Genomic DNA, 26,339 nt, shown 5'->3' on the forward strand with positions numbered 1-26,339 from the left:
TGAATTCTTTAATCCGGCAGCTTATTTTTATGCTTTTTGATTTAAGAATGTGTGCGGTTGATCAGTCTCGGGTTCAGGCAATTGATGGCGCAGAAGCTATGGAGATCGACTTCAACGCAATAGTTCGTTTTTTCTAAACGGAATACATCGCAGAGAGAGTCTTTATCTGTAAAATCAAGAATGTGCTTATGCTCGTCAAAAGCAATAAGCAGGCTTAATGTGGCACAGCCGTCACAGACCCTTTCAACTCTGAAAAAAACGGTGTTAAAACACGGACCGTTATCCAGCTCGCCGACATTTCCGAATGCGGTAAACGGTGATGATTTAGAAGTGAAAAGTACAAACGGCACTGTATCGCCTAATGAAAAACCCGGCGATAAAAGGTTGGAATAGCATCCGGCCGGGCAATCTTCCTCGACCGCATTTTGCAGGTCTTCAATATTTTCTACCGCTTCACGCACACAGTATGTTGTATGCTTGCTCATAATATCCCTCCTGACTTCACGTTTTATATACCGGATTAAACGATATCGGAGAGTCAGCCGCCCGGAAGTCCGGGCGGGCTGATGATTGCATCTGTAATAGAAGGTTGGAAGGGGATTCTTCTTTAGGAAAGATGCGAATCAATGACTATCCGTGATGCTTTTTCTCTTTGTGCGGCTCAGGCCGGTCAACAAGCTCCGGTGAAAGGCATTGAATGGCGCTGAAGCAGCTCAGATCAACTTCAATGCAAAAATCTGTTTTTTCTAAACCGAAGAAATCCGGGTCACAAGGATGGCAGACGCTGAGGGTGTCGCCGTGCACATCTACGGGGCGCAATACTGAAAGCGTTGCGCAGCAATCACAAACTCTTTCTGCCCGGAAGAAAATAGACTCGAAGCACTGGCTGTCATCCGCAAATCCTCCGACGTTCCCGAATGTGGAGAACAAACCGCCTTTTTTATCAAACAAGAGAAACGGGATGGTATCTTTACCGGAAACCGTCGGGCTTAACAGATTGGTATAGCATCCAGTCGGGCATTGTTCTTCAACAGCCTCTTGTTCTGCTAAAATCTTCTCGACTGCATCGCATACACAACTTTCATCTCGGCCATGGTGTTTTCCGCAGCTCATGGATTTCAGCTCCTTCTTTTAGGGTATTTGACTTTTGTCTTTAACAACATATGTACGCGAGCCTCACTTGGTGTGGGTGAACGTCTATATATTCATCATATGCGGAGAAAATAAGAAAAAGCAGAGCATTTTTAGCTCTGCTTTTTCTTTTTAGAGGACAAGGGTGATGACTAAGACGGCAATCAGTAAATTTGTCGCTGTTGAGATCAACACTGCGATATCGGCATCTACTGTTGTCACGTTTACGCCGCGGGAGTTTTCGATGAGCAATTTTTGACGGTTGATTTGTTTGTTAGCTGTTAGCTGCAATAAGTCTTGTGCGACCAATTCAGCGATGACTCCGTCAGCAATTGAAGTGAGAGTGGCCGTTACGACTGCTGCATTAATCGCTGTCATGACTGAAGCGACTGCTTGAACGTCTGTTGACGTTACGTTAATATCACAAGAGTCTCTGATAATAATCGCTTCTTCAGAAACTTGTTTGTTGATATTCGCCTGAGCCAGGTCTTGGTCAAGGAAGGCATTATCTTCGCCAAATCCATGTCCGTTACAGCAAACACTGCATCTTCTTCCTTCTTTTTCTTCTTTTTCTTCTCGCGGATGTTCGCATTCAGGATCAAGTGCAACCCAAGAGTATGGTCTGCTTTCCATATCTATTCCTCCTTTTCTTTTACTATTATTAAATGAGCCGGCCCCTTATTTTGACTCAGGCATCTATCCTGATAAAAATCACTATTTTTTAGTTATTGACCGGGATTTTGGCGTCTTTGCCGGAGCTGTTCGATTAATTGTTCTCTGCGGGTTTGCGGATTTGTCTGCTGTTCTTGCGCTTTTTCCTGCTCTTTTTTCTGTTTCTGGCTTTCAAGAAAAGCTTCTGTTTTCGCCTGCATGTCTTTGACTAATGCGATCAGCATTTCTTTTTCTTCATCAGGGATTTCCCGCATTTTATCCTTTGTCACGCCGTGTTTTTTGAAGACATTGCTGACAAGCACCTTTAAAAGCGGATCCACTTCTGGTAGATTTTCGAGTTCTTTTTTTAATTTTTCGTTATCTGCCATTTGTTCTCACCTCTATTTAAATATTTGAAAAGAAAGGTTAAAGGATGTCTAGTTCAGCAAAAAGTATATTTAATAATTGAAACAAAATTTGTACAAAGGCCATGATATCGTCTGCTGTCAGTGTGATTTTAATATTGCGGCTGTTCAGGACTTGAATGACGGTCCTCTTTTTTATTTGGCAATCATCCAGGATCAGCAGTTCGGTTGCGATTTGGTCGGCTGTGTCTTCATCTGCGATCGCGAGCTGTGTCGCGAGGATAATCGCCGTAGTAACTGAGGCTTGTATAGAAAGAGCGGCCGTTATATGTGTTGTATCTATTGTGACATTTTCGCAATCAATCACTTCGATCGTCTGCTCGAATTCGTTGGATAATTGTTCGTATATTTGCGGTTGCAGTGTTTCGACTTTTTCTTCAAACGACATAACCTTCACTCCTTTCTCATTCATACTCTATATAATGCAAATGAAACGCCGAGCGGAATAAGAAAAACAACTAAACCGCACCTATTTTTTTACCGGACAAGGTGCGATTCATGAAGATCAGGGTTTTCGCATATGTATAAAGAGGTCAAGTTTTGAAAAGGAGTGAACAGGTGGTTATCAATTGGCTTTCATTTATTCTGTTATCGTTTGCCGTTTTCCGGCTGGCCAGGCTTTTCGTATTTGACACCATTATGGCGCCGCTTCGGAGCCTTTTTCACGAGGAAAAAACAGAAACCGCACCCGACGGCACGACAGAAACCTACATTGTCATAAAAGGAAAAGGCATCAGGGCATTTATCGGTGAACTTCTCAGCTGCTATTGGTGTACGGGCGTATGGTGCGCCGCCTTTTTAATTGCGGTGCAGATTGTGATCCCCGAGGCCGCGCAATGGCTGATTTTGCTGTTAGCCATAGCCGGCGCGGCCGGGATCATTGAAGCTGCGGTTTCTCGTCTTCTGCAGGAATAAGGCGGTTCCACCAGCAACTTACCGTCACTTTCGGCATAAACTGGCATATATGACATAAGGAAAGGAAGGATCACCATGAATCAATCAAGCAAACCTTCCCAACACTCTCCATACAAATCAACTGTGCATCAGCCTTACGAAAAAAAAATTAAGAAAAAAGGCTGCGGCTGCGGCCAAAAGAAAAAACCGAAATAGCCGTTTTCAAAAAAACCGGAGCTTCCGGTTTTTTTGTTTTTTGCCGAACGCCGGCCTCTGCCCGGCATAGATCATAGGAGGAGGGGATGTTATGAATATATTTGAATCATTCATAAACGGTAAATACCGCCGGCACAATCAAAATCAGCGGGAGCATGACAACTATATCTTATCTATTGAAAAACAGCTGTCTGAGTTTGATGAAGCGGGATCGCGCTTTGAGGAATGGATAGATGTGTTTGCCGCCGAAACAGAAGCGAAACTGAAGAAAAATGAGCATTCTCAATAAAATGAAATGAAATCCGCACCGGCCCTATGCATTTATCCAAGCCAAACAAGTCGGCTCACATAGAGTATAGAGAGTAAAGGAGGTGCTTAAATATGGGATTCGGATATGGCGGATTCGGCGGCGGCTACGGCGGTTACGGCTGCGGCGGCGGCTGCGGATACGGAGGCGGCTATGTCGGAGGCGGATACGGCTCAACATTTGTTCTTGTTGTCGTATTGTTCATCCTTCTGATCATTGTCGGTGCATCCTTTTTTGGCTAAACCTTAGCAAGACTTTGGATAAGCGCGGGACCGTTCAGTCCCGTGCTTCCCTAATGTATGAAGGATAGAGAAGGAGATGCGGAATTTTTTCCTTGTCTTACGGGCACACGTTCCGCCCTTTATTCATACAATATCGTATTACTCCACAAAAGGAGGCACACCATGGATAATCAATTTTTCAAAAATATTGAGAAGAAAACAGGCGTCAGCATGAAGGATGTCATGAACCTTGCAGGATCATTGCAAAATGCCAATTTCAAAGATGAAAACACGGTGAGAGGCGTCATTCAGAAGGTGTCCCAGCTGGCTAACAAGCGTGTTCCGAAAGAATTGGAAGACAAAATCGTTCAATCGATTACAAGCGGTAAAGAGAAACTTGATTTTGGCACCATTTCTAAAATGTTGAACAATAAATAGGCGTCAGCCGGCCTTGCTAAAAAGGCCTTTTTATGTGAGAAGAACCCGGCAGTGATCTGCCGGGTTCTTTATATCCTGAGTGCGCTCCGTCTGTCCGTCCGAAGAAGGGGCTCGAGAAATCTTGAGCTGCGCGCTGTTTTTCCCCGCCTGTACGCGGGACAAGATACATATAAATGCTGCATGGCCCTTGTCATGGCGACATACAGGAGCCGTCTTTCTTCTTCGAGCGGAGCGGGATCGCCCTGTCTCGCTGTCTCAAGCGCGAAGTCATGGGGGATCGAGCCGTCAGCCGCGCCTAAAATATAGACTGTATTGAATTCAAGACCTTTAGAGCGGTGAATGGTCAGCAGTTCGACGCCGTTTTCATCGGTTTTCTGATTCTCAGCGGCGCGCATATGATCGACATGCGCAAGAAAATCGGGAATGGTTTTGAATTTTTTGGCGGCCACTTTGACATCCCTGAGATCATCAGAGCCTTTTTCCAGTTTGTTTCCCTCATTGCCCCGTTTTTTTAAATACTCGGAAAAACCCATTTTGCTTTCTGCAAAGGTGATGGCTTCAACGGGCTTCATTGTCCGGATGCTTGCGAAAAACGGAACGATCTGCTTGATCTTTCCTATTTGAAAAGGCTTCAGGTCAGGCAGTTTCGTCAGTGCCTTAATCATCGTGCAATCTTCCGTGATTGACAGCGCCTTTAACGTTTGCAGGGCGGATTGCTTTAAAAATAAGGCGGGCAGCAGATCTTTCACCGCATCCGTATCATCTTCATTCTGACTCGCATATAAGTAGGCGAGGATCTGGCGTACGATTCTGCGGCTGTAGAACGTCTGCACGCCACGGTCGGCATGATAAGGAATCGATGATTGGTGCAGTCTTTCATAAATGGCCCGTCCGGCGCTGTTTGTCCGGTAAAGCACGGCAAAATCATCAGGACTCGCCCCGTTTTGAATTTTCTCTTTCATATCCGAAACGATCATGGTCGCTTCTTCTTCTTCATCGTAAGGATAAAACATCACGGGATTGTGAACGCCGTCTTTGACGGCAGAAAGTGTTTTTTCATACCGTTTTTTATTTTTCTTTACGACGGCATGAGCGCTTGAGACGATCGGATGCGGCGAGCGGTAATTTGCCGTTAAGTAAATGGTCTTTGCTGCCGGATAATCCTTTTGAAAATCAAGAATGAAAGACGGGCTGCTGCCGCGGAACGCATAAATGGATTGGTCGTCATCACCCACGCAGCACAGGTTATTCTCCGGGCTTGCGATCATTTGCATAATGTTGTACTGGACAGGATTAATATCTTGAAACTCATCAATCAAAATATGAGAAAATCTGTTTTGGTACTGCGCGAGAATATCAGGCCGGCTTTGAAACAGTTCATAACAGCCTTGGGCCATGTCATCAAAATCAAATTGCCGTTTTTCCCGCTTCTGCCGTTCGTAATGTTCGTAGAGCCGGTACACTTTTTTCTCCCAGTCGTCCGCAAGCGGAATGGTCTCATGGGGGAGATACGTGTTTTTCCAGCAGCCGATAAGCTGCAGCGCCTGGTCGACGGGAAACTCTTTTTCATCCAAATTTTCTTCATAGAGCGCCTTTTTCACATATTGCTCTTTTTGCCACTCCATTTTTAAAAGCTGGCTGCCGTTCCATTTTGAAGAATCATAATGATAGAGTATTTTATAGAAAAAACTGTGGAATGTTCCGGTCACGAGACGGGAGACTTTTCCGGCTGCCAGCCCGTACTCATTCGCCATCCGCTCTTTCATTTCGGCGACGGCTTTTGTCGTAAAGGTCACAAGCAGCATATTCTCAGGTGAAATGCCGAGGTGTTCAATCATATGGGCGGCGCGGGCTGTCAGCACCCTTGTTTTTCCGCTTCCCGCTCCGGCAAGCACCAGCAGGGGGCCGTCCGTTTCCGTGACTGCCCGCATCTGTTCGCGGTTCAGGCCGATGCCGGGGAACAAAGATGTATCAGCTGCCTCGGATGTTGGTGAAAACGGTTCGGCCGCAGGCACTTTTTTCGGGCTTTTCCATTCTGAGACGATCGGTTTCGGATTCTCTGAAATCGCTTTTCCTTTCGGCAGGCGGAACATGCCTGCCTCCTTATACTCTTCTTTTTCTTTCTCCGCTTGTGGTTCCTCGGCGGCGCATGCTTTTTCACAGGCGGTGAAGTCTCCCTTTTGCCGGTGATAAAATGCCGGCTGCTCTAAAATCGAAAGCCGCATCAAGACAGGCTGGTCACAATGTGCGCAAAAAATATTTCCTTTCTGAGCTTCTTCAAAAAGGAATTGGTAATGTTCTCTAGAATATGTATGTAAATGTATCGTTCGGTTATTCAGTCGGGCGCATTTCAAAAAGGGGTCCTCCCATTAAAAGGTGTTCATCCATTTGATAGACAAAGAATATCATAACAAAAGAACCGCGTTTCAAAAAGTAAGATTAAGGGAAATGAAAAGCGAAGGGGAGGGGTACATATGATTTATGCAGGACGGATTCAAAACCAGCAGTATTCTCAATACGCAAACCGGGCAGCGGGTTATAAGCCTGATTACGCCGGCATTACGAAAGCGGCCGCCCTCGCCAATGACAGGGTGTACAGAGAGGTGGAGCGCCGCCAGGAAAACACCGCAGCCGCAGAAAAGAAAATGCATGAGGAAAAACGTAAGCGCTCTCTTTCCCGTCTGCCGCAAATTATGGGAAAAGGCCGGTTGATAAATCAATATGTGTGAAAAAGCCCGGAAATCTCCGGGTTTTTTTGAGCCGTATATATGAAAGATGCGGAAAGGAATGATTCAATTTGAGAAAGCTTTCATTATTAATTGCGGGGTTATTTCTATTCGGCCTCTTTACTGCCGGAATGAAACCGGCACACGCGGCGGAGAGCTCCGCAGCAAAAGATGTCACTCTCACACAGCTGGCGCCGCATGTCTGGATGCATACAAGCATCGCTACGGCAGACGGAAGTCCCGTCCCTGCGAACGGATTGCTTCTTGAAACTTCCAAAGGAATCGTACTGATTGATACTCCGTGGAATGACAGTCTCACAGAGCAATTAATGACACAAATAAAACAGCGGTTTCCCGGCAAAAGGATGACCGATGCCATTGTGACACACGCCCATGACGATCGCATCGGCGGGCTGAACACACTGTACAAATACGGTGTAAAGGTGCACAGCACAAAGCTGACCGCCGACTTCGCCCGGCAGCAGGGATATGACCGGCTGCTCGGAGATTTGAAAAACGTGACAAAGCTGCAGTTTGGCGATATGAAAATTGAAACGTTTTATCCGGGAAAAGGGCATACGGAAGACAATATTACCGTCTGGCTGCCTGAGGATAAGCTCTTATTCGGCGGTTGCTTAATCAAGGCTTTAGAAACAAAGGAAATCATACCAACTCCGGGCTTTTATCCGGATCAGTGGCCGCGCGCCGTCCGCAAAGTCATGAAAAGATATCAGGACATCAGCATTGTCGTTCCGGGCCATGGCAGTCCGGGGGATGACCGTCTGCTGCCGCATACGATAAGCCTTCTGAAAGAAACGTAAAAAAGAAGACCGGCGCTCCCATTACGGAGTGCCGGCTTTTTTAACTCTTCCTGATTTTTATAAAACTGAGGAAAGCAAGTGCAAGCGCCAAAACGGTATATCCCGCTATCGGCCAAATATGTTGATGAAAGGAAGAATAATCTCCGGATATGACTTCCTGAGCCAGCTCGATCGAGTGGATAAACGGTAAGGCATAAGCGATATGTTTGAATGTGTCACCGAGCAGGCTCACCTCCATCCAAGCCCCGCCCAGAAATTGCACGAGTGTAATATAAATCGTTCCGATACCTGAAATTTGTTTGTCCGTAAACACAGCCCCTAAACATAAACCGAAGAAAACGGACATCATCGCAATCGGCAGCAAGACAGCGATACCTGCGAGAAGATTCATCCACTCGGCGGATAAACCGGCAGCAGCTGCTGCGATAAAACAAATGACGATTTGTAAAATGGCTAACGGAAGCATCGGCAGTGCGTAACCGATGACATAATCGGCTGTTTTTAAAGGGGAAGCAAACAAACGGGTCAAAAGGGCGGTCTGTTTGTCTTTTGCGATCAGCAATGCAGAGAACATCGTAAGGAAAGCGAAACCGAAAACAATGAGTCCGGGTGCTAAATGCTGAATTTTAAAGGTATCAAGCGGCGCATTTTTTTCAATCGCCGTAAACAGAAACAATAGAATAACAGGCAGTGCGATTCCAAGGATGATAGATAAGGGATCACGAAAAATCTCTTTGCGGTTGCGAATGGCGAAATCAAGCATAAAGACCCGCCTCTCCGTCACAAATCGCTAAAAAGGCATCTTCAAATGTGGCTGAATGAGTTTGTTTTTTCAGATCCTCCGCCGTGCCCAGTGCTTTTAATGTCCCATTTTCTAAAATGCAAATACGATCTGCCAGTGCTTCAGCCTCTTCTAAATAGTGTGTCGTTAAAATAATCGTCATGTCTCCCTTTAATGTCTCAAGATTTTTCCACAACTCGCGGCGTGAACGGACGTCCAGCCCTAATGTCGGCTCATCTAAGAAATAAATATCCGGTTTCGTAATCATGCCCATTGCGATGCTGAGGCGGCGCTGCATTCCTCCTGATAATGTTTTGGTTTTTGCTCTTTCTTTCTCTTTTAATTGAAACAATTCGAGCATCTCATCTGTTCTTTTTTTTGCTTCTTTTTTCGGAATTCCGTAGACTCCGGCTATAAACTCTAAGTTTTCCCGTACGGTTAGATGAGGAGCGATGGCTGTTTCCTGCGGGGACATATTCAATTTCGGTTTTATTTTATCCAAATCAGTCAAAATACTGTGTCCAAGCACTGATGCATCACCTTCATCCGGAGAAAGAAGTCCGCAAAGCATATTGATTAATGTCGTTTTTCCGGCTCCGTTCTCACCGAGTAAAGCGAAAAATTCCCCTTTCTCAACTGAGAACTCAAGACGGTCAACGGCGGCGGTTTCTTTATAATGTTTCGTTAATTGCTTCAGCTCAATCGCGTGCATTTACTCATCCTCGCTATCTGCGTCGATTTGCTTAGCGTTTAAAATATCTTTTGCAAACTCGAAAAAGAGTTCTTGTTTAACAAGTGCGATACCTTGCTGGTCATCCCCAAGCATAAGCAGTGAATCCCCCGGATTTATATCGAAAACATCTCTTGCTTCTTTAGGAATGACAATCTGTCCTTTTGTGCCCACTTTAACAGTCCCGAATATGTGTTTTCCTTTTGGTGCCGTCATGTTTATCCCTCCGAAATATGAATTGTATTTTTTGTATGAATTGTAATACTACGTATACTAAACATACATTAACCTTCCAAAAAATGCAATAAAATTCATGAAACGGGATTGTTTTCATAAAAAAAGCACTCCTGCTATATCAACAGGAGTGCTTTTGATTTTATTGTTTGTATTCCTTTATCATTTCCAGATGGGGGATGCCCGCATCGAGAAATTCTTCGCCGGATGTGACGCGGTATCCTTGTTTTTCGTAAAACGGGACCGCCTGCGTCTGCGCATGTAAGATAAAGCTGCCGGCGCCCTTGGCTGCCGCCGCTTTTTCAAGCGCCTGCATTATGATGGCTCCGACGCCTAAAGAACGATGGCTTTTCATTACGCAGATGCGCTCTAATTTTCCATGCCCGTCTTTCAAGCGCCATCTGCCGGCTCCGACCGGCTGGCCGCCGTCATATATGACTATATGCTCTGACGTGTCTTCGAATTGATCAATCTCTTCTTCTTCCGGAACGTGCTGTTCTTTAACAAAGACCTCTTTTCTGACGAAAAAAGCGTCGTTCAGCTGTTTTTCAGTTTTTACGATGATGGATTCCAAGCAGTTATTCTCCTCCGCCTAATAAAAATGTTTCGTACACAGTCCATGAGCCGTTATCCAGCTGATAGAGCAGGTGAAAACGGTCGATGACTTCTTCGTGGGAAATGTCTTGCATTTTCAGCTGTCCGAGTACGTCGGAATGTTCATCTGATGACAGCTTCTGGCCGACCGTGACATGCGGAACAAAGCTGTATTCCGGCTCGCCGGATAATGCTCCTGAGTAGCATTTCTCACTCAGAGATTTTAATTCCTCCGTCGGCTCTGCTTTCATATATATCACATTATTCACAGGAGAAAACGAGCTGTATTTTGTGATTTTCAGAACGAGCGGATGCGACTCTTTCGCCGTCTGTCTCAGCTGTGATACGACCTGCTCGATTTCCTGTTCTGTCGCTTCAAACGGATCTCTTACCGTCAGATGCGGCGGAATGAGCGCGTAGCTCGGGTCGTAGCGTTTCCGGTACGAATTTGCGAGATCCTGTAATTTTTTTGATGGAAATAAAACAATACCGTATTTCATGAAAGTTCCCTCCTTAAATGAATGGTTACAGCATTTTTTTCAGCGCCGGCGTGATGAGCGGCTGCCAGTAGGTCCATTTATGATCCCCGTCGAAGGTTTCATACGTGTATTCAGACTGTTTGCTTTCCAGCAGCTGTTTGAGCTCTTCGTTCGGCGCGGTGAAATCAAGAACCTGGCCGTCCGTCGTGTGAACGCCGGTTTCCTTTTCTCCGATTTGATGATAAACGGAAATCTGTTTGAGATCCTCCGACTGCCGGACGGCATCCAGCACGTGCCCGTCAACATACGGAGACTGCATGATGACGTTTCCAAACATATTCGGATAGTCAATCGCCGTCATGAGCGAAACGGTTCCGCCGAGGGAATCCCCGATCATGGTGCGGCCGTATCCGACTTGATAAGTCGGGTATTCTTTGTCGATAAAAGGAACGAGCTCATTGGCGATAAACCGCTTATATGAGGCGAACTTAGAGCCTTCTGGATGGTATGTGTTTCTTCGCTCCCGCACATTTTTATAAGGGACGCCGATAATGATGCAGCGGTCAATTTCCCCTTTTGACATAAGCTCTTCCGCCTGACGCCCGATTCTCCCTAATCTGAAATAATCATGGCCGTCCTGAGCGATGACCGTATGATATTTATACAGAGGGGAGAAGGTGGCGGGCAGGTAGACCAAAACGGTCATTTCCTCTTCAAGCTCATGGGAGAAAAGTGTTTTCTCATGAATGATTCCGTTTTTTGATGCCACTTCGCATTCCTCCAGGCCGCTTCTTGTCTTGATGGTTTTTTCCTATTGTACCATGAATTATTAGAAATTTCTTTCTTCAGATGCACTTCTTGCGAGAGTTCAGATAAATAAAAAGTTGTTGAAATCTATTTTATAGTGCGTTAATATAGAACAATCAGAAAATACAAAACAATATTCTTATCACGAGAGGTGGAGGGACTGGCCCTTTGAAACCTCAGCAACCGGTTTGCTTTGCCGCGGGAAGGCAAAGTGCCAAGGTGCTAAATCCAGCAAGCGATTCACGCTTGGAAGATAAGAGGAAGAGAAAAGCTCCTTCTTCTTATGAAGAGGGGGCTTTTTTATTTTTGAAAAAGGATGGTGCTTACTGATGACGCAGCATGTTGAAACAAAATTAGCCCAAATCGGAAATAGAAGCGAAGAAGCAACGGGAACGGTCAGTCCGCCGATTTATCTGTCCACCGCTTACCGCCATAGAGGAATAGGAGAATCTACAGGTTTTGATTACGTGCGCACGAAAAACCCGACACGCCAGCTCGTCGAAGACGCCATCGCCGTGTTGGAAAACGGTGCGAGAGGATTTGCTTTCAGCTCGGGAATGGCAGCCATTCAAACCATTATGGCTTTATTTAAAAGCGGGGATGAATTGATTGTATCCTCCGATTTATACGGAGGCACGTACCGTTTGTTTGAAAACGAATGGAGAAAATACGGCTTGAGCTTTATTTACGATGATTTCAGCGATGAAGACTGTTTACGCTCCAAAATAACGGAAAACACGAAAGCGCTATTTGTTGAAACACCGACAAACCCGTTAATGCAGGAGGCGGACATTGAAAAAATCGCCCGGATTACGAAAGAAGCCGGCCTGCTTTTGATTGTGGATAATACGTTTTATACCCCGGTCATCCAGCGTCCGCTTGAACTGGGAGCGGACATCGTCATTCACAGCGCCACAAAATATTTAGCGGGGCACAATGACCTCCTTGCCGGTCTGGCTGTCGTTAAGGATGAAGAGCTCGGCGACATCATGTTTAATCACCAAAATGCGATCGGCGCCGTTCTCCCGCCGTTTGATTCGTGGCTTTTAATGAGAGGGATGAAAACACTCGGACTCAGAATGCGCCGTCATGAAGAAAACGCCCGTGAACTTGCAGAATTTTTAGAACAGGAAGAGGAAATCGCCGACGTGTTATATCCCGGAAAAGGCGGGATGCTGTCTTTCCGGCTGCAAAAAGAGGAATGGGTCAATCCGTTTTTAAAGGCGCTGAAAACGATCTGTTTCGCAGAAAGTCTCGGCGGGGTGGAAAGCTTTATTACATACCCTGCGACACAGACGCACATGGACATTCCGGAAGATATCCGTATCGCAAACGGCGTCTGCAACCGCCTGCTGCGTTTTTCAGTGGGCATTGAACATGCAGAAGATTTGAAGCGGGATGTAAAGCAGGCATTACAGCAAGTAAAAGAGGGGGCCGTGTCATATGAGTAATCACAATTGGACGCTGGAAACCCAGCTCGTGCACAATCCATTTAAAACAGACGGAGCCACCGGAGCCGTCAGCGTCCCGATCCAGCATGCTTCCACATTCCATCAGTCTTCATTTGAAGAATTCGGGACATATGACTACAGCCGCTCAGGCACACCGACAAGAACAGCGCTTGAAGAAACGATTGCAGGTCTTGAAGGCGGAACGAGAGGTTTTGCTTTCAGCTCCGGTATGGCGGCGATTTCGACGGCGTTTCTGCTCTTATCCCAAGGCGACCATGTTCTCGTCACGGAGGATGTGTACGGCGGAACATTCCGCATGGTGACTGAGGTTCTGTCCCGTTTCGGAATCGAACATACCTTTGTCGATATGACGGACACAGAAGCGGTCGCCCGCGCCATCCGGCCGAACACGAAAGCCATTTATATGGAAACACCGTCAAACCCGACGCTCGGCATCACGGATATTAAGGGCGTCGTCAAACTGGCAAAGGAACACGGCTGTCTGACATACCTTGACAATACATTCATGACGCCTGCTCTGCAGCGTCCGCTTGATCTCGGTGTAGATATCGTGCTTCACAGCGCGACGAAATTTTTAAGCGGCCACAGTGACGTGCTGTCAGGCCTTGCCGCCGTAAAAGATGAAGAGCTCGGCAATCAGCTGTATAAGCTGCAAAACTCGTTTGGAGCGGTGCTCGGTGTTCAGGACTGCTGGCTCGTATTGAGAGGCTTAAAAACATTGCAGGTCAGACTGGAAAAAGCGAGCCGGACGGCTGAGCGGCTGGCTGCCTATTTTGACGGGCATCCCGCCGTCAAAAACGTTTACTATCCCGGACTTGCCGGACACCCGGGAGCCGATACCCATAAACGTCAAGCGAGCGGAGCGGGCGCCGTCCTGTCCTTTGAATTGGAAAGCAAAGAAGCCGTCAAAAAGCTGGTCGAAAACGTATCGCTTCCGGTATTTGCCGTCAGCCTCGGCGCTGTCGAGTCCATTCTCTCATACCCTGCAGCCATGTCGCATGCCGCCATGCCGAAATCAGAGAGGGAAAAACGCGGCATCACAGACGGCCTTCTGCGCCTGAGCGTCGGAGTCGAAAACGCCGAAGATTTAGAACGCGACTTCGAACAGGCATTGAAAAAAATAACCCCCGCCCAAGTGAGATCATAAACGAAAAGGGCGCCGTCAATTTTGCGACGCGCCCTTTTTTATTTTAGATAAAAAAAGTGTTGACGAATGAGAAATCAGGATATATAATTATAAATGTCAGAGAGACAACAACATACCCAGCAACACATACATATCATGATTCCGTAGCTCAGCTGGGAGAGCGCTACCTTGACAGGGTAGAGGTCGCTGGTTCGAGCCCAGTCGGAATCATCCACGGCGGTTAGAGGCGTTATATCAACGTTTCTAGCCGTTTTTTATTGCGTTGACTTAGTCGATGACTTAGGCGTATTAAGGCGCAGGGTAGCGGCGGGCCGTTACCGTGTTTGAACGTTTCTTATTCTATTAAACCGGAATAGGAGGCGTTCTTTTTTTATGGATGATATTCGAAAAGGGAAACCGATTAAGCGAACACGCAGGCGTAAACTCCGTGATCTCGGTGACTTAGACGGATTATTTCAGACGTTCATCACGATAAAGACGGCCGAAGGGAAAGCGAAAGGAACGTTACAACAGTATCGCGATAATTATAAATCTTTTACTACGTTTCTTGAGGAATTCGATATACCTCGTTCTCCTACGGCTATTGATCGAGATACAATACGGGACTACATAAACTATATGCGCAATGATTGGGTGCAATTTAAGGGGAACGTTTATATATCGGATGAGGAAAAGAAGCGAGGTCTATCAGATAGCACGATAAATACGCGCTTAAAAACACTGCGAGTAATGTATAACACCTTAGAAAGCGAAGGACTTATTGATAATAATATAATGCACAGAGTTAAGAACGTACAAGAAATAGAAGAGCCTATTATTATTTTGCAACCAGATGAGCTACAACGCCTTTTAAAAACGCCTGATAAGAAAAACTTTGCAGATTTTCGTGATTATGTATTGATGAACGTATTGTTAGACGGAATGATGCGGATCGGTGAAATAACACATGTTGAAAAGCGAGATTTTGATTTTAAATCCTATATTCTAACGATTCGATCATCTATTGCGAAAAATCGAAAGACAAGATATATACCTTTACTACCTACTACATGTCGGTTAGTTCAAGAGTTAATCGCAGAAAATGAATTGGATTTTAAAAGTGATTATGTTTTTCTGACAAACTACGGAGCTCGTCTTGACAGAAATCATTTTAGAAAGAGATTAGTTGATTTCGCGGCAAAAGCTAACGTGAAAAAGAAGGTGCACCCTCATTTATTTAGGCATACAGCCGCTACTATGTTTTTGGAGAATGGAGGAGATAGCCGAATGCTTCAGAAGCTACTCGGTCATTTAGATTTACGAATGATTCAGAGATATACACACGTGGCTGATAAATCCGTAGCGAAGGCGCATGCCAAACATACAGTGATGAACTATATTATCAAAGCTCAAGCTATGCCCCGAAAAATAAAAAGATCCTAAAAACACACAAAAAAAAGAACGCCATCCAACGGAAATAAATTCCGATAGATAGGACGCCCTAACCTACGTCTATCTTATCGAAAAAAAGCGTACTTGTCTACGTTTATTTAAGCGCGCCTGATTTTCCGACGGAACGGTGTCTCTTAACGAGGAGAAAGCCGTATGTACACGAAAGAAGCCTCTAAAATGGCGTCGTTCCGTTCAGTGGACGAGCTAAATGGCGCCATCCGTACGCACATATACCACAATAAGTCCGATCTAACGCCTGCCGCAATCGAGGTTCTAAAGGTGTTGTCTCGTCATGCCGTCAAAACGCCGGGCGTGGCGTACCTGAAGCTCGCATCTATCGCGGAATTAATCGGCCGGCACCGCGTTACTGTGATTCGGGCCATTAAGCGTTTAGTCGATCTCGGAATTATCCGCAAAGAAATTAAATACCGACCGATATCCGGCGGCAACGGCGCCAATATGTACGTCATCCAGCCGGCGGCCGATGTTACTCCGTCTGTGTTACCCCGCCAAGAAGCCGAAAAGCCAACGGAGACAACGACCGAGGCACCGAAAACGGAAAACGAAGCTGTTATTTCTCAAAGCAAATTAAAGTTCTTACAGAATACGTATGCTGCGTTTAAATCTGCGGTCAATACGTTTGTTAGCGATCGGAAATTAACGAGCAAGCTGTACGGCATATACCTTGCGCATACGTCGTATTTAAAAGGCGTGTATGCTGCCGATATTCTTCAAGGAATCGGACTGGAATCCGTTCGTCAAACGTTTATAGCGACTAAACGGAAGCCTATCCGCAACTTGGCCGGCTATTTTAACGGCGTACTGGATCGGATGCTCGATGGGCTATTTGCTGCACGATTTGATTCGTTAACGCCTCGTTAACGCCTTGTTAACGTCTTCGTGCGTTAATTCGTCGTTTTGTTAGCGGATATTTTCGTTCGTGTTTCGTTGGTATTTAAGGATTAATTACCTATTATAGTTCGGGTTTTATTGGGATATGTTTGTTTTTATTTAGTTAAATAGGGTTGTTTTTCGTTATTACTCTTATGTTTAATGCCTGTTTTCGGTAATCTCAAAATGGGAGGCGATTTTTTATGCATTCAGAAAATCGAAAAGGTAAGCGTGTGAAGGCCGGAAGGGCCTCAGTAAAGACAACGCGAAAAGGTACGTACGATCTCGAATACATATTCGATAGACTGTGCGATGCCAAACGCGCTGAGAATGTCGTTCAGGAAACGATTGATAAGTACACGCGTGCTTGTCGGTATTTGTCGGATTATGCTGAAGAGATCGGAGTGTCCGCAGACATACGTCATATTGACGTTGACTTTGCGCGCGGGTTTGTCGCGTGGCTGATCAACGATAAAATAAAGTTCGACGGCCATAATTTCAAATTGGACGAGCATAAGACTCAAGGGTTATCACCGCGGTCAGTTAACGACTATATAAAGACCATACGGACTTTCTTTCGTTTTTTGATCGATGAGGATTTGGCTATGGAAAATCCTTTTTTGAAGTTGAAACTCCTTACGGAACCGCAAGATGTTATTGAGATATTGACCAAATCAGAACTTAGACAATTACTAGCTGCACCATACCTAAGGTCCTATCCAGAATTCCGAGACTTCGTAATTATGACTTGTTTAATCGATTCTTTGTGTAGGGTAGGCGAGGTACTTTCGTTGAAAATTGAAAATGTAGACTTTTCTTCAAACTTTTTAATATTAGAAGGGACAAATACGAAAACCAGAAAAGGAAGACTAATACCTTTACAAGGTAGGACAGTGAGGCTTATAAAAGAACTAATTAAAGAGAACGAAGAATTCGATAGTGAGTATGTTTTTCTAGCAAACTACGGTGAGAAGATGACGACCAATAACTTTAGGCAGCGTTTGAACAACTATGCTGATCGGGCCGGCATCAAAAAGCGCGTGCATCCTCATTTGTTGCGTCATACAGGAGCGACAATGTTTTTAGAAGCCGGAGGGGACATTCGGCATTTACAGATGATACTTGGACATAATGATCTTCGAATGATCAAGAGGTATACGCATTTATCCGGAAAATCGTTGAAAGAACAGCACGATAAATTCTCGCCTCTTGTGCAAATCAGTAGTAAGGCTGGTCGTAAGAGAAAAGTTAACAACGATACGGATAAAAATTTTAGACAATTACCTTGAAAATTATAGTTTAATACGACGTCCCAGACGTTGAGGTATATCGGCATTACTGCGGAAGAATCCGAAGCAGCTTACGAGGCTATCGAAGTATAGGAGTTACAGTAACCAGCCGCACCTACCGAGGACGGCCGCCCCGAACTCATGGGGTGGCGGCATGTTACGCCAGCAATACGGCACAGAGTCGTAGGCATGCGGTAGGTAGCACAGGAATGAAGGCGCAACAAACCGCGTCAGATCAACGATTAGACGGATAATAGGCCGCAGTATATTCGGGACATATTGCGTCCATGTGTATTACTGCATGTAACACTAACGCATAACCAGTATGCAGTATCTTATACATTGTATGCGGCATAGGGCATCCGGCATGACGTTGATACGGCGCGGTTTAAGCGTTGCATAAAATACGTAAGAAACAATGCGCGTTCGAAACGTCTTTAAACGTTGTTGTATCAATGATTGTCGATGATTGCGAATGTAACTCAAGTTCATTCTGTTAAATTCGTTATTCAATTATATGAATTAAGTATGCAGAATCATCCGAAAAGAATACTTTCAATCACCCGACCCCCCAAAGCCCCCAAACATGGCCCCCGCAACTGCTGTTTTTAATTAGCGCATAAATTTTTAAACTCGGTGGGTTAGACCGATTAGGAGGCGGCTTGGAAGTCGCGGTTAAATCGTGGTGAATCATTTTAGGTCGACGTGCACCAGTCCGGACTTGCGGTGTAGTGCGTCCGCTTGTACTTAAACATAGCGCTAATTCCGGTCACTTCGTTCCCTACATACGCGCAGATATTAATAGATATATTGATTGCGTTAACCCCGGACGAAGGCGGAGCCGTAGTTCCGGAGGCTTGTGACTCACAAGACTAAGAAGTGATTGCCGGACTAAAACGGCTGTATCCCTTGCGGCTCTAAGCGTGAACCCACTTTTCGGGTGTACGAATAAAGTCGTGTTTTTGCCCGATTTGTACGAATAAAGTCGTGTTCATTATCATTTAGATTATCGTAATTGAGAATCGCAGACTAAACGAACCCACGAAAAAAGACGCCAACTATTCGTCAGCGCCTCCGTGTCTTTACATTGAATAACCTTTTACACATCAATTATTAATATATTTCCTCATGATAAGTGTAATAATGATATAAATTAAAATAATTAGAATAACTGAGACTATAATATTATGAACAATAAATGAAATTAAAAACAAGGTTATTAAAATAACTAGGCATAATAAAAATATTTTGAAAGAAATTCTTTTATCAAAGAAATTAAAAACTAATCCTACAACCATCATTATAAGAGATATTGTGCAGAAAAATGCTGCGGCATCTGTTGGAGTGGTAGTATAGACTATTCCAAATAAAATGAAATACATAATGATTGCTGTTTTCCATACAGGTTTAAATATTAATAACAAGTTTTCTAGAAACCTAGAAAACTGTTCACTCATTTTTGTAGGTTTTGTGGGAGTATGCTCTGTTTTTAGTCTAATTAGGTTGTTAAGAGCAATTGGCTTAAAATCTGTAATAGAGCGTTCATCCTTAGAAAGTAAATTTTGAAACTCTTTAGAGGTGTTCTGATCTAGAGTTGACAGGTACCCACTAACCGTAGCATAAAACTCTGAGTCGCTAATTTTATTTCCGAGTGCTAATTCTAAATGTTTTAAAATATCGGCACAGGCTGCTTCAGATTGTTTAATACCTTCCTTGTGCAATAATAATTCAGAGTCTTCACCGTCTTTGATTTGTTTGTATAGCCAAATTGAAACTACAAATATTGAAGTTGCTATTAAAGTTGTTACCGGATCTCCATCAAAGACATCTGTTATTTGTTTAATAATAGTATCCAAAAAACTCCCCCTTATTTTTGAATAATACCTTTTATTGCGTCGGATATCGTGGACCATTTTTCTAGTCCGCGAGCTACATGCGTACCTTTGCCTGCTATTGTCGCGTATGCTTCGTATGTATTATTGCCTTCAAAAACTCTAACCGATAGATCCCTCTCCTTAAAGAGTAGCCATTCTTGTTTTTCGCCTTCAAATAACATTTTATGATCAATCCTCAATATCCAAGTTGTAAAGAATAATGTCATCGATGGTGTATGTCTTAGTTGGTGAGAGATTATTTAATACATATAAGATTTTCTCGATTGTTTCGAGTTCTATCCGTTTGGTTTTCCCTTCGCAAAGATCCCCGATGGTTGCCGGCCTTACTTTTGCTTCAACAGCTAGTTTGTTTTTAGTAATTCCTAGCTCGTCTAGTATATCGTTCAACTTAAATTCAAAAGGCATTTTCTCTAATCCTCCGTAATTTTATTTTAACCATATTATACAAGTAAAACGCCAGAAGTAAAATGTGTTTTTTAAATTTGGAAAAAACTCTTGACGTATTACTTCAGGAGTAATATTATTAACTCAACAAGTTATACTTCAGTAGTAAAAAAAGTGAAGGCATAGACAATCAGATCAGAAGCGAAAATTTTCTAGTCTACTAACCCTAAGTTACTTTTTGCACGATTTGCTTCTTATTGCAGTGTTGTGTCTTGATGAGAAATTAAAGGAGGTAATTGGAAATGAACATTTACTATAGAAAAACTGTTGTTGGATGGTGGAATATTTATCCGGCAGGCTCGGTCGCAAAGTTCGTAAATCTTTCACCAGAGGAATTCTTTACGCTATTGCCTCAAGTATCCCGAAAAGCAGTTGCTGGTTGCACAGAAATCAAGCCCGAGTTAGCACGAGAATTATTCGGTGAGGAGGTGCAGTCGGCATGACGGAAAAGTTTAGTCCGAAGAAGGTGAAACTTCACTGGCACGGAGTCGCTTTTGGTACGGGGCTGCCGATACATGAGGTATCTGACGCCTGGTTAATGAGGCACGACATCATCGGAAAATATATGGGAGTCGATGAACTCAGGTGCGGAAATTTCTAAAATTTTTTCCAGAACTCGCAAATATGTCATTTATGGATTTCACTCGGATTGGTTTCTCAATAGAAAGGGAGGGTTCACGATGAATAAATACAGTGTTTCTAAACCAGCGGTAAAAAATGCGGCAGCTCGTCTCGGTTTTACAAAAACGCAAGCACAGAACATATTGCCGAAATATGTTCAAGGCGCAGCGTTCGTTTGGTCGCTCGAATCAACAAGCGGCAGCCAAGCGGTATATGACAACTACAAAGAAAAAGTCCGTCTTGTTATAGCTGAGAATGGCACCGTCTTGGACGTTTTCCCCATTGATTACGCGCTACAGTCACCGCACAACTTATCGGAAGAAGTACGTCAATCGCTTAAGGATTCGACTAAAAAGACCCTGTTTGCGAGAAGAGACGAGATTCACCGCAAGTGGTGCGAAGCTGAACTCGCTTTCCACAAAAATAGTTACGAAATCGCTAAAGTGCGCTTCGAATTAATTGACGCAAGCGTCGAAGAAGCCGCGACGTTAAACAGTCGTTTAGCGAACCTTTGCACAGATAATAAGCGACTGCACGAAGATAGATCAGCATTCAGAAAAGAACGGACTGAATTAGAGCGTGCTCTTGTACCTTATATTTAAGATTGTGGATGGAACTAAAATCGAGGGGGAAACGAAATGGAAAAAGTAAAAGTAAATCATCTTTGGTTGGTCGAGGACGGGAAGCGTTTTGAAGAAGAAATTGAAGCAGTTAATATCGGGAATGGTCACGTAATCACCATGACAAATGCTGAGGAAAACGAGCAACTAGTCTGTCTCTACTCACTGTATGAAGGCTTAAACGGACCAGAGATTGGATGGTTTTCGGAAGTTCACGAAGATCTAGCGTATACGGTGTCGGAAAGCGGATCTGTTCCGAGCTTAGAGGAGATCGCAGCCATGTCCGCAGTCGAGCTTATGTTGTTCTTGGCAGGTAAGTACGGAAAGGAGGCGGCGTAAATGCAAGTTCGCTATGTACGCACAATTGTCGGATGGTTTAACGTGTATCCGGCAGGAACTGACCGTTATGTCAATTTGAAGCCGGAGGACTTTTTCACTCTTTTACCGCAAGTGTCTCAGTTGGCACGTTCTGGCTGCGGAGAAATTACTGCCACTGGAGCACTTGAACTTTTTGGTGAGCAGGAGGTGCTGCCGGCATGAGCGAGTTCCAAGCGCAGAAGGTGCATTTGGTCCGACACGGATCGGCGGATTTTCCATATGAAGAAACCCACGACGCCTATTTAATCGCAGCGGATACGGTAGCATTGTGCGACTTTGATGCGTGGGGTGGCGGCAGGTTTGCGTTTTACGACACGGGCGGCCTAACGCGTAAGAATGACGGATACCACTTGTATGACGATGCGCACCCGGAATCATTCTCATTTGAGTTCGCTAAGGCTACGGCGGCCCTAAAGAAGCTCGACGGCCGCAAAATAGCAGATATGAGTGTCGCGCAGTTCATGCGGATGTTTTTCACGGGAGGAGAAAACCGTGTATAAAGTGGGCGAAACTGTTCGTTATTGGGGAACGCGGTCGGGCGGTCTTACGTGGTTCTCATCGGAAATAATGACGGGTAAGATAATCGGCCGGCAGCCCGAAAAAGGGAGTTATAAGATCGAGGGACAGTCGGGAACCGTTCACGATGTTCCAGAAAAGTTAATTGATTAAGGTTCCGCAATAAAAGCCGGTTTTAAAAATTGCGCGAAAGTGTCGGCGGCTGCATCTAATTAAGTGCGTCCTGTTCTGGAAATTTATTCGCAGTTAATAAGAGGGAGGTCGACGAGGATGTTTAGAAGAGGAACGAAGGCGAAAGTAAAACATGGCGCCCGGCTCCGCCGTCCGCAGATATTTATTCTAATACCTTTACCGCGATTAATGTATCCGCAACGACTGTCCTTAAAGGAGTTGCTATGTTTATCAGAACAAATGTGATAAACGAACGCTGCAAGCCTTGATACGTAAGGGTTTGCGCGTTTTTTCCGTAAAGAGAGAAACGATAAAAAGCGGTAATAAGTAGCTCTGCATCGTCGCTTTAATTCACTAAAGAAAAAGAGGTGTATCATGAACATAACAGTAATTGACTCGATAATGGGAAGCGGAAAAACAACATGGGCTATCGATTACATGAACAAGGCTCCCGCTGACCAGAAGTTCATTTACATTACGCCATTCCTTAACGAAGTAGATCGTATTAAAGAGTGCGTCACCGGCAGGAAGATGTACGAACCCAATAATCGGAACGGAGAAGGATCGAAGCTCCGGTCATTAAAGGAATTAATCGCGGATGGGTACGACATAGCGTCTACGCATGCTCTCTTCAGATCGGCCGATGATGAATTGATCTCTTTGATTGAAGAAGAGGACTATACACTGATTTTGGATGAGGTCATGAATGTGGTTGAGCGGGCCGAGATCGGGAAGGCGGATATATCTGCGCTCATGACAAGTGGGCTAATAAAAATCGAGAAAGACTCGAACCGTGTCGTCTGGATAGACAGCGGATACGATTCTGGAAGATTCAATGATATTAAGATGCTGGCCAACGCGGGGAACCTCTATAAGTTTGGCGAGGGGATGTTGGTATGGACTTTTCCGCCCCACGTCTTCAAAGCGTTCAGCACTACGTATGTTATGACGTACTTATTCGACGCGCAGATACAAAGATGCTACTTTGACCTTTTCGATATACCTTACTCAAAGCAGTCTTTAAATGGTGGGGAATTAGTGACTTATGATCGGCTAACCGAGAAGCGCGAAGATATTTACAATCTCATAAACTTGTATGAAGGCCCTTTAAATAATATCGGGGAGTCTAGGAACGCACTAAGTTCGAACAGACTTAAAAACTATTCTCCGAGTGTCATAAAAGAGATAAAAAACAACCTTAATAACTACCTAAGAAACATCATGGGGGCAAAAGGAAAGGAAATCCTTTGGACTACTTTAAAACAGAAAAGAGATTCGCTGAAGGGTCCGGGGTTTACAAAAAGTTTCGTAGAATGGAATATCCGGGCCACCAATGAATATTCAGATAGGTCAGTGCTTGCGTTTATGTATAACCGGTTTATTCGACCGGAAGAAAAGAAGTTTTTTGAGGGGCAGGGGAGAAACATCGCTGTGGACGACGATCTGCTCGCGGTTTCTGACTTACTTCAGTGGGTTTGGAGGTCACGTATCAGAAACGGGCAGCCCATCAGCCTATACTTACCTTCTTCTCGAATGCGTTCGTTGTTGGAAGCATGGGCTTCGTACGAAATTTGATAGGAGGCGAGAAAGTGGACGTACGCCCGACAAAAGCTGTACTGAGTATGAAAATTGCACGGTGCTTAATAAAGAAAGGGTACGAGCTGATTGATATAGAGCCGAGTATAAAATATAAGGAAAAACTTGTGTTCATCTTCAAAAACACGCCGCAACTAGATGAGGAATTCAAAGCATTCAGTAGAAAATAACTTCATAAGGGGCGAATCAATTGGGGCAGCCGAAAAATATCAGCCAAAATTTTAAAAACCCAGGAGAAGGAGCCATCGAATTTGCGATAGGGTTTGTCAAAAATAAAACGAGAGCAGAAGCTCTGCCGATAATAAAGCGTTTGCTTCAAGGTGACGTACACGACGCGGGTGACAAGCGGATTAAACGGTGCGCGTACTGCGGCTACTACTATAGGGATCAAACAAAGCCAAATAACAGCAAGACGTGCTCACAGTTCTGTAAAACAGATCTGGATACTTTAAGAAGAAAGAAGAAAAACGCAGATAAGGCGTTACTTACTTCGGATAAGTCGTTGAAGAAAATGGAAAAACTTTACGTGTGGTGGTTGGATTACCCTTTTTGGATTAGTGAGCGAGAAATGATAAACCGGTCTTGGAAGCACGAGAAGCCCGTACCCAGCGAAAAGTTGGCGATGCATGACGCTGCTAAACAGAGAGATAAGGAGTTCGGTGGCAAGCGGGCCCCAAAACGTTAGGCGGTACGTTTTAGCCGCAGTAAAAAAGTATATATGAAGGCAAAGCACTAGGCTGGCGCTTGGTGCTCTTTTTTATGCCATTTAGTGAAGTTTTATTCACTAACTAGGAAAACGAGGGGGAGGCAAGGTGCTAACTGAGACTTCACTGTATCAAATTCGAAAAGTTTATCGGCTATCGCAATATGACGTCGCCAAGATTACCGGGGTGTCTGTACCAATGGTTTCCATGATCGAATCCGGCCACCGGCGGCTTCCTGAAAAGGTTGCTACTCGATTTACGGAAGCGTTACAGCTCACTCCGGAGAAGATTATCAAACTAGTTCAGTTCTACGAGGAAACGGAGGTGCCTCGGTGAATGAGCTTTGGAAGCTGGATAAAGGGTGGATCGCCGGATATATGGAGGACAAAGATCTTATACGACGCGTGAAGCGACATAAGAAGGACTGGAAGATTATTGCGGATTACATCAAGTACGGACGGCTGATCGGCGTACACTTCAAAATACCGATTGAGCAGCGGCGGCCGGCGGAAAGAATGTTCGAGACGCGGTTATCAAATTCTTAACAAAATAAACGGCTACTAGCCTTTATTAAAGTGCCATTACTGTTCCTATTCGAAAGTGAATACGACGTCTAATTTCGTGCGTTTTACAACAAAAATCTGTTCATTATAACCACTAATAAGGAGGCCTTCGCTTGTATGAAGTTTTCATCTATGTAAAACCCGAAGAAGTGCTCACGGTAGACGCGGAAACGGGTGAAATTTTGCGGCGTGTGACCGGCTGTCATCGAGATTTACTAGTTTCACAGGCCATTCTTTACAGTCAAAGTGTCGATGAATTACCGAAAATCGTTTATCAAAAGGGGGATTCCGCATGTATTGCGTATCAAGAATGACCGAGTTTTGGGGTAGTTACGGAGAATCAGGCGGCTCATACATCCGAGAGGCAAAAGGCGGGAGCTTTACGGGATTGCTGCCCGGTCGTATCGCTCTTATTGAACTGGATACAGAAAGAGGAACCTATATTGTAACCGGTCGCGATGGCGGAATCATAGCGATGTCGACCATCAAAAGGAATGAGAAGGCCAGTGACACCGATTTCCGACGTGTACTCCTCGAAGCGGCCACCGATGCCGCAATACACTTCGGCGCCAAGAATGCGTTTGTGCTACGCGGATCGGAAAGAGTGCCGTTAGATGAGTATGAGGCGGAATTATTTGCGGAAGAGAAGGCGGACATATGAAGCATACACTCTATATCGCGAAGGTGGGCGACGAGAAACGGGCGGCCTACGCTTACATCGTTACAAATTACGAGGGCATACAGGCCGCCGGCCATTTCATCACTGCGGGCAAGCACAGGCACGACGGCCAGATGACCGATCATATCGCTTTTCAGCGCGCTTTACGAGCTGCATCGGCTTTAGCGGGCGTTGTCGACCTAACGATCGTCTTTGACCATTCGCTCATTGACTTGGCATTCGAAATGGTCGAGGTTGAGCGTCCGAAATACCCAACCATCTATCAGAATTCTGTACGTTTGACCGGCCGGTTCCAGTCGCATGAATTTGCGTCGACAGATTTTAACGAAATGGGAGCATGTCCGGAAGAAGTTTCCGTAATGGATGATGCGATGGAGGTTCTGGGTAATTGCCGGACGTTTAAGGGGCGTTTAATACTGCTGAAAAATTGCCTTTTCAACAATAAAATTATCATTTCTTAGGAGGGG

General features: G+C 44.8%; 39 protein-coding genes, 1 tRNA gene and 1 riboswitch. Of the genes, 26 read left to right on the forward strand and 14 right to left on the reverse strand.

Annotated elements, in window-relative coordinates; genetic code table 11:
- Window positions 1-41: 41 nt before the first annotated feature.
- The 5 genes from cotZ to HAP68_RS05480 form a co-directional block, all read right to left on the reverse strand.
- Window positions 42-485, reverse strand: coding sequence for a spore coat protein CotZ (gene cotZ / locus HAP68_RS05460; RefSeq protein WP_003154997.1), 444 nt, complete (start codon window positions 483-485; stop codon window positions 42-44).
- A gap of 145 nt (window positions 486-630) precedes the next feature.
- Window positions 631-1,113 carry a CotY/CotZ family spore coat protein gene (locus HAP68_RS05465; RefSeq protein ID WP_024085134.1) on the reverse strand — a complete coding sequence of 161 codons (483 nt, stop codon included), beginning with the start codon at window positions 1,111-1,113 and terminating at the stop codon, window positions 631-633.
- A 150-nt stretch (window positions 1,114-1,263) separates the two neighbouring features.
- The gene (locus HAP68_RS05470; RefSeq protein WP_003154994.1) at window positions 1,264-1,764 is read right to left on the reverse strand and encodes a spore coat protein; all 501 of its coding nucleotides are present in this window, start codon (window positions 1,762-1,764) and stop codon (window positions 1,264-1,266) included.
- Window positions 1,765-1,856: 92 nt separating this feature from the next.
- Window positions 1,857-2,171 (reverse strand): hypothetical protein, encoded by a 315-nt coding sequence (locus HAP68_RS05475; protein WP_003154993.1) that lies wholly within the window; start codon window positions 2,169-2,171, stop codon window positions 1,857-1,859.
- Between the two features lie 37 nt (window positions 2,172-2,208).
- Window positions 2,209-2,595 carry a spore coat protein gene (locus tag HAP68_RS05480; protein WP_003154992.1) on the reverse strand — a complete coding sequence of 129 codons (387 nt, stop codon included), beginning with the start codon at window positions 2,593-2,595 and terminating at the stop codon, window positions 2,209-2,211.
- 170 nt (window positions 2,596-2,765) lie between these two features.
- Here HAP68_RS05480 and HAP68_RS05485 point away from each other — a divergent pair, with 170 nt between their 5' ends.
- From HAP68_RS05485 to spoVIF, 4 genes are all read left to right on the forward strand, one after another.
- Window positions 2,766-3,122 (forward strand): DUF1360 domain-containing protein, encoded by a 357-nt coding sequence (locus HAP68_RS05485; protein WP_014304801.1) that lies wholly within the window; start codon window positions 2,766-2,768, stop codon window positions 3,120-3,122.
- A gap of 286 nt (window positions 3,123-3,408) precedes the next feature.
- Window positions 3,409-3,606 (forward strand): hypothetical protein, encoded by a 198-nt coding sequence (locus tag HAP68_RS05490; protein ID WP_003154990.1) that lies wholly within the window; start codon window positions 3,409-3,411, stop codon window positions 3,604-3,606.
- Between the two features lie 92 nt (window positions 3,607-3,698).
- Complete coding sequence (locus HAP68_RS19770) at window positions 3,699-3,866, forward strand: YjcZ family sporulation protein (RefSeq protein WP_003154988.1); 168 nt, start codon at window positions 3,699-3,701, stop codon at window positions 3,864-3,866.
- 162 nt (window positions 3,867-4,028) lie between these two features.
- Complete coding sequence (gene spoVIF, locus HAP68_RS05500) at window positions 4,029-4,283, forward strand: sporulation-specific transcription regulator SpoVIF (RefSeq protein WP_003154986.1); 255 nt, start codon at window positions 4,029-4,031, stop codon at window positions 4,281-4,283.
- A 68-nt stretch (window positions 4,284-4,351) separates the two neighbouring features.
- Here spoVIF and HAP68_RS05505 read toward each other — a convergent pair whose 3' ends face one another.
- Window positions 4,352-6,637 carry an ATP-dependent helicase gene (locus tag HAP68_RS05505; RefSeq protein ID WP_015388439.1) on the reverse strand — a complete coding sequence of 762 codons (2,286 nt, stop codon included), beginning with the start codon at window positions 6,635-6,637 and terminating at the stop codon, window positions 4,352-4,354.
- A 120-nt stretch (window positions 6,638-6,757) separates the two neighbouring features.
- Here HAP68_RS05505 and HAP68_RS05510 point away from each other — a divergent pair, with 120 nt between their 5' ends.
- Together HAP68_RS05510 and bla are read left to right on the forward strand one after the other, a co-directional pair.
- Window positions 6,758-7,012, forward strand: a complete 255-nt coding sequence (locus tag HAP68_RS05510; protein ID WP_003154980.1) for a hypothetical protein — start codon at window positions 6,758-6,760, stop codon at window positions 7,010-7,012.
- A 68-nt stretch (window positions 7,013-7,080) separates the two neighbouring features.
- Window positions 7,081-7,830, forward strand: a complete 750-nt coding sequence (gene bla, locus HAP68_RS05515) for a subclass B1 metallo-beta-lactamase (RefSeq protein WP_015388438.1) — start codon at window positions 7,081-7,083, stop codon at window positions 7,828-7,830.
- Window positions 7,831-7,870: 40 nt separating this feature from the next.
- Here the strand turns inward: bla and HAP68_RS05520 are convergent, their stop codons facing one another.
- The 6 genes from HAP68_RS05520 to HAP68_RS05545 form a co-directional block, all read right to left on the reverse strand.
- Entirely contained in the window at window positions 7,871-8,593 is a 723-nt protein-coding gene (locus HAP68_RS05520; protein ID WP_003154977.1) for an ABC transporter permease, read from the reverse strand.
- Window positions 8,586-9,323, reverse strand: a complete 738-nt coding sequence (locus HAP68_RS05525; RefSeq protein WP_003154975.1) for an ABC transporter ATP-binding protein — start codon at window positions 9,321-9,323, stop codon at window positions 8,586-8,588. Before HAP68_RS05525 ends, HAP68_RS05520 begins: the two co-directional genes overlap by 8 nt.
- Complete coding sequence (locus tag HAP68_RS05530; protein WP_003154973.1) at window positions 9,324-9,557, reverse strand: AbrB/MazE/SpoVT family DNA-binding domain-containing protein; 234 nt, start codon at window positions 9,555-9,557, stop codon at window positions 9,324-9,326. It lies immediately after the preceding gene.
- A gap of 160 nt (window positions 9,558-9,717) precedes the next feature.
- Window positions 9,718-10,149, reverse strand: a complete 432-nt coding sequence (locus tag HAP68_RS05535) for a GNAT family N-acetyltransferase (protein WP_003154971.1) — start codon at window positions 10,147-10,149, stop codon at window positions 9,718-9,720.
- A 4-nt stretch (window positions 10,150-10,153) separates the two neighbouring features.
- Window positions 10,154-10,669 (reverse strand): YjcG family protein, encoded by a 516-nt coding sequence (locus HAP68_RS05540; protein ID WP_003154969.1) that lies wholly within the window; start codon window positions 10,667-10,669, stop codon window positions 10,154-10,156.
- 25 nt (window positions 10,670-10,694) lie between these two features.
- The gene (locus tag HAP68_RS05545; protein ID WP_003154967.1) at window positions 10,695-11,417 is read right to left on the reverse strand and encodes an esterase family protein; all 723 of its coding nucleotides are present in this window, start codon (window positions 11,415-11,417) and stop codon (window positions 10,695-10,697) included.
- 174 nt (window positions 11,418-11,591) lie between these two features.
- Window positions 11,592-11,715: riboswitch (SAM riboswitch) on the forward strand.
- 69 nt (window positions 11,716-11,784) lie between these two features.
- Between HAP68_RS05545 and HAP68_RS05550 the strand changes: the two genes are divergently transcribed.
- The 6 genes from HAP68_RS05550 to HAP68_RS05575 all read left to right on the forward strand — a co-directional run bounded on the left by HAP68_RS05550 (window position 11,785) and on the right by HAP68_RS05575 (window position 17,685).
- Window positions 11,785-12,906, forward strand: a complete 1,122-nt coding sequence (locus HAP68_RS05550; protein WP_024085136.1) for a methionine biosynthesis PLP-dependent protein — start codon at window positions 11,785-11,787, stop codon at window positions 12,904-12,906.
- Window positions 12,899-14,074, forward strand: coding sequence for a cystathionine beta-lyase (gene metC / locus HAP68_RS05555; RefSeq protein ID WP_003154961.1), 1,176 nt, complete (start codon window positions 12,899-12,901; stop codon window positions 14,072-14,074). Before HAP68_RS05550 ends, metC begins: the two co-directional genes overlap by 8 nt.
- A gap of 137 nt (window positions 14,075-14,211) precedes the next feature.
- A tRNA-Val gene (locus HAP68_RS05560) sits at window positions 14,212-14,284 on the forward strand.
- A 162-nt stretch (window positions 14,285-14,446) separates the two neighbouring features.
- Window positions 14,447-15,496 carry a tyrosine-type recombinase/integrase gene (locus HAP68_RS05565; RefSeq protein ID WP_024085137.1) on the forward strand — a complete coding sequence of 350 codons (1,050 nt, stop codon included), beginning with the start codon at window positions 14,447-14,449 and terminating at the stop codon, window positions 15,494-15,496.
- Window positions 15,497-15,658: 162 nt separating this feature from the next.
- Entirely contained in the window at window positions 15,659-16,387 is a 729-nt protein-coding gene (locus HAP68_RS05570; RefSeq protein ID WP_024085138.1) for a helix-turn-helix domain-containing protein, read from the forward strand.
- Between the two features lie 212 nt (window positions 16,388-16,599).
- Window positions 16,600-17,685 (forward strand): tyrosine-type recombinase/integrase, encoded by a 1,086-nt coding sequence (locus HAP68_RS05575; protein WP_024085139.1) that lies wholly within the window; start codon window positions 16,600-16,602, stop codon window positions 17,683-17,685.
- Window positions 17,686-18,791: 1,106 nt separating this feature from the next.
- Here the strand turns inward: HAP68_RS05575 and HAP68_RS05580 are convergent.
- Together HAP68_RS05580 and HAP68_RS05585 are read right to left on the reverse strand one after the other, a co-directional pair.
- The gene (locus tag HAP68_RS05580) at window positions 18,792-19,541 is read right to left on the reverse strand and encodes a hypothetical protein (RefSeq protein ID WP_024085140.1); all 750 of its coding nucleotides are present in this window, start codon (window positions 19,539-19,541) and stop codon (window positions 18,792-18,794) included.
- Window positions 19,542-19,748: 207 nt separating this feature from the next.
- Window positions 19,749-19,985 (reverse strand): helix-turn-helix domain-containing protein, encoded by a 237-nt coding sequence (locus tag HAP68_RS05585; protein ID WP_024085142.1) that lies wholly within the window; start codon window positions 19,983-19,985, stop codon window positions 19,749-19,751.
- Window positions 19,986-20,266: 281 nt separating this feature from the next.
- Between HAP68_RS05585 and HAP68_RS05590 the strand changes: the two genes are divergently transcribed.
- The 14 genes from HAP68_RS05590 (at window position 20,267) to HAP68_RS05650 (ending at window position 26,333) form a co-directional block, all read left to right on the forward strand.
- Window positions 20,267-20,467: a hypothetical protein gene (locus HAP68_RS05590; protein WP_024085143.1), complete on the forward strand. Its 201-nt coding sequence runs from the start codon at window positions 20,267-20,269 to the stop codon at window positions 20,465-20,467.
- A complete protein-coding gene (locus HAP68_RS05595) occupies window positions 20,464-20,625 on the forward strand; it encodes a hypothetical protein (RefSeq protein ID WP_024085144.1) in 162 nt (53 codons plus the stop codon). Before HAP68_RS05590 ends, HAP68_RS05595 begins: the two co-directional genes overlap by 4 nt.
- A 79-nt stretch (window positions 20,626-20,704) precedes the next feature.
- Window positions 20,705-21,247 (forward strand): hypothetical protein, encoded by a 543-nt coding sequence (locus HAP68_RS05600; protein ID WP_024085145.1) that lies wholly within the window; start codon window positions 20,705-20,707, stop codon window positions 21,245-21,247.
- Window positions 21,248-21,283: 36 nt separating this feature from the next.
- A complete protein-coding gene (locus HAP68_RS05605; protein ID WP_024085146.1) occupies window positions 21,284-21,604 on the forward strand; it encodes a hypothetical protein in 321 nt (106 codons plus the stop codon).
- Window positions 21,605-21,805 (forward strand): hypothetical protein, encoded by a 201-nt coding sequence (locus HAP68_RS05610; RefSeq protein WP_024085147.1) that lies wholly within the window; start codon window positions 21,605-21,607, stop codon window positions 21,803-21,805.
- Window positions 21,802-22,143, forward strand: a complete 342-nt coding sequence (locus HAP68_RS05615) for a hypothetical protein (protein ID WP_024085148.1) — start codon at window positions 21,802-21,804, stop codon at window positions 22,141-22,143. Before HAP68_RS05610 ends, HAP68_RS05615 begins: the two co-directional genes overlap by 4 nt.
- Before the next feature lie 562 nt (window positions 22,144-22,705).
- Window positions 22,706-23,905, forward strand: coding sequence for a hypothetical protein (locus HAP68_RS05620; protein WP_024085150.1), 1,200 nt, complete (start codon window positions 22,706-22,708; stop codon window positions 23,903-23,905).
- A gap of 47 nt (window positions 23,906-23,952) precedes the next feature.
- Window positions 23,953-24,096: a DUF5659 domain-containing protein gene (locus HAP68_RS19775; RefSeq protein WP_223203794.1), complete on the forward strand. Its 144-nt coding sequence runs from the start codon at window positions 23,953-23,955 to the stop codon at window positions 24,094-24,096.
- Between the two features lie 20 nt (window positions 24,097-24,116).
- Entirely contained in the window at window positions 24,117-24,611 is a 495-nt protein-coding gene (locus tag HAP68_RS05625; RefSeq protein ID WP_024085152.1) for a hypothetical protein, read from the forward strand.
- 127 nt (window positions 24,612-24,738) lie between these two features.
- Window positions 24,739-24,966 (forward strand): helix-turn-helix domain-containing protein, encoded by a 228-nt coding sequence (locus tag HAP68_RS05630; RefSeq protein WP_025853904.1) that lies wholly within the window; start codon window positions 24,739-24,741, stop codon window positions 24,964-24,966.
- A complete protein-coding gene (locus HAP68_RS05635; protein ID WP_024085154.1) occupies window positions 24,963-25,175 on the forward strand; it encodes a hypothetical protein in 213 nt (70 codons plus the stop codon). The genes HAP68_RS05630 and HAP68_RS05635 overlap by 4 nt, the downstream gene beginning before the upstream one ends.
- Before the next feature lie 131 nt (window positions 25,176-25,306).
- The gene (locus tag HAP68_RS05640) at window positions 25,307-25,507 is read left to right on the forward strand and encodes a hypothetical protein (RefSeq protein ID WP_024085155.1); all 201 of its coding nucleotides are present in this window, start codon (window positions 25,307-25,309) and stop codon (window positions 25,505-25,507) included.
- Window positions 25,486-25,854 (forward strand): hypothetical protein, encoded by a 369-nt coding sequence (locus HAP68_RS05645; protein WP_039063551.1) that lies wholly within the window; start codon window positions 25,486-25,488, stop codon window positions 25,852-25,854. The genes HAP68_RS05640 and HAP68_RS05645 overlap by 22 nt, the downstream gene beginning before the upstream one ends.
- Window positions 25,851-26,333, forward strand: a complete 483-nt coding sequence (locus tag HAP68_RS05650) for a hypothetical protein (RefSeq protein ID WP_024085157.1) — start codon at window positions 25,851-25,853, stop codon at window positions 26,331-26,333. Before HAP68_RS05645 ends, HAP68_RS05650 begins: the two co-directional genes overlap by 4 nt.
- Window positions 26,334-26,339 lie beyond the last annotated feature (6 nt).

This window comes from Bacillus sp. Bvel1, from assembly GCF_014872755.1.
Lineage (GTDB): Bacteria > Bacillota > Bacilli > Bacillales > Bacillaceae > Bacillus > Bacillus velezensis.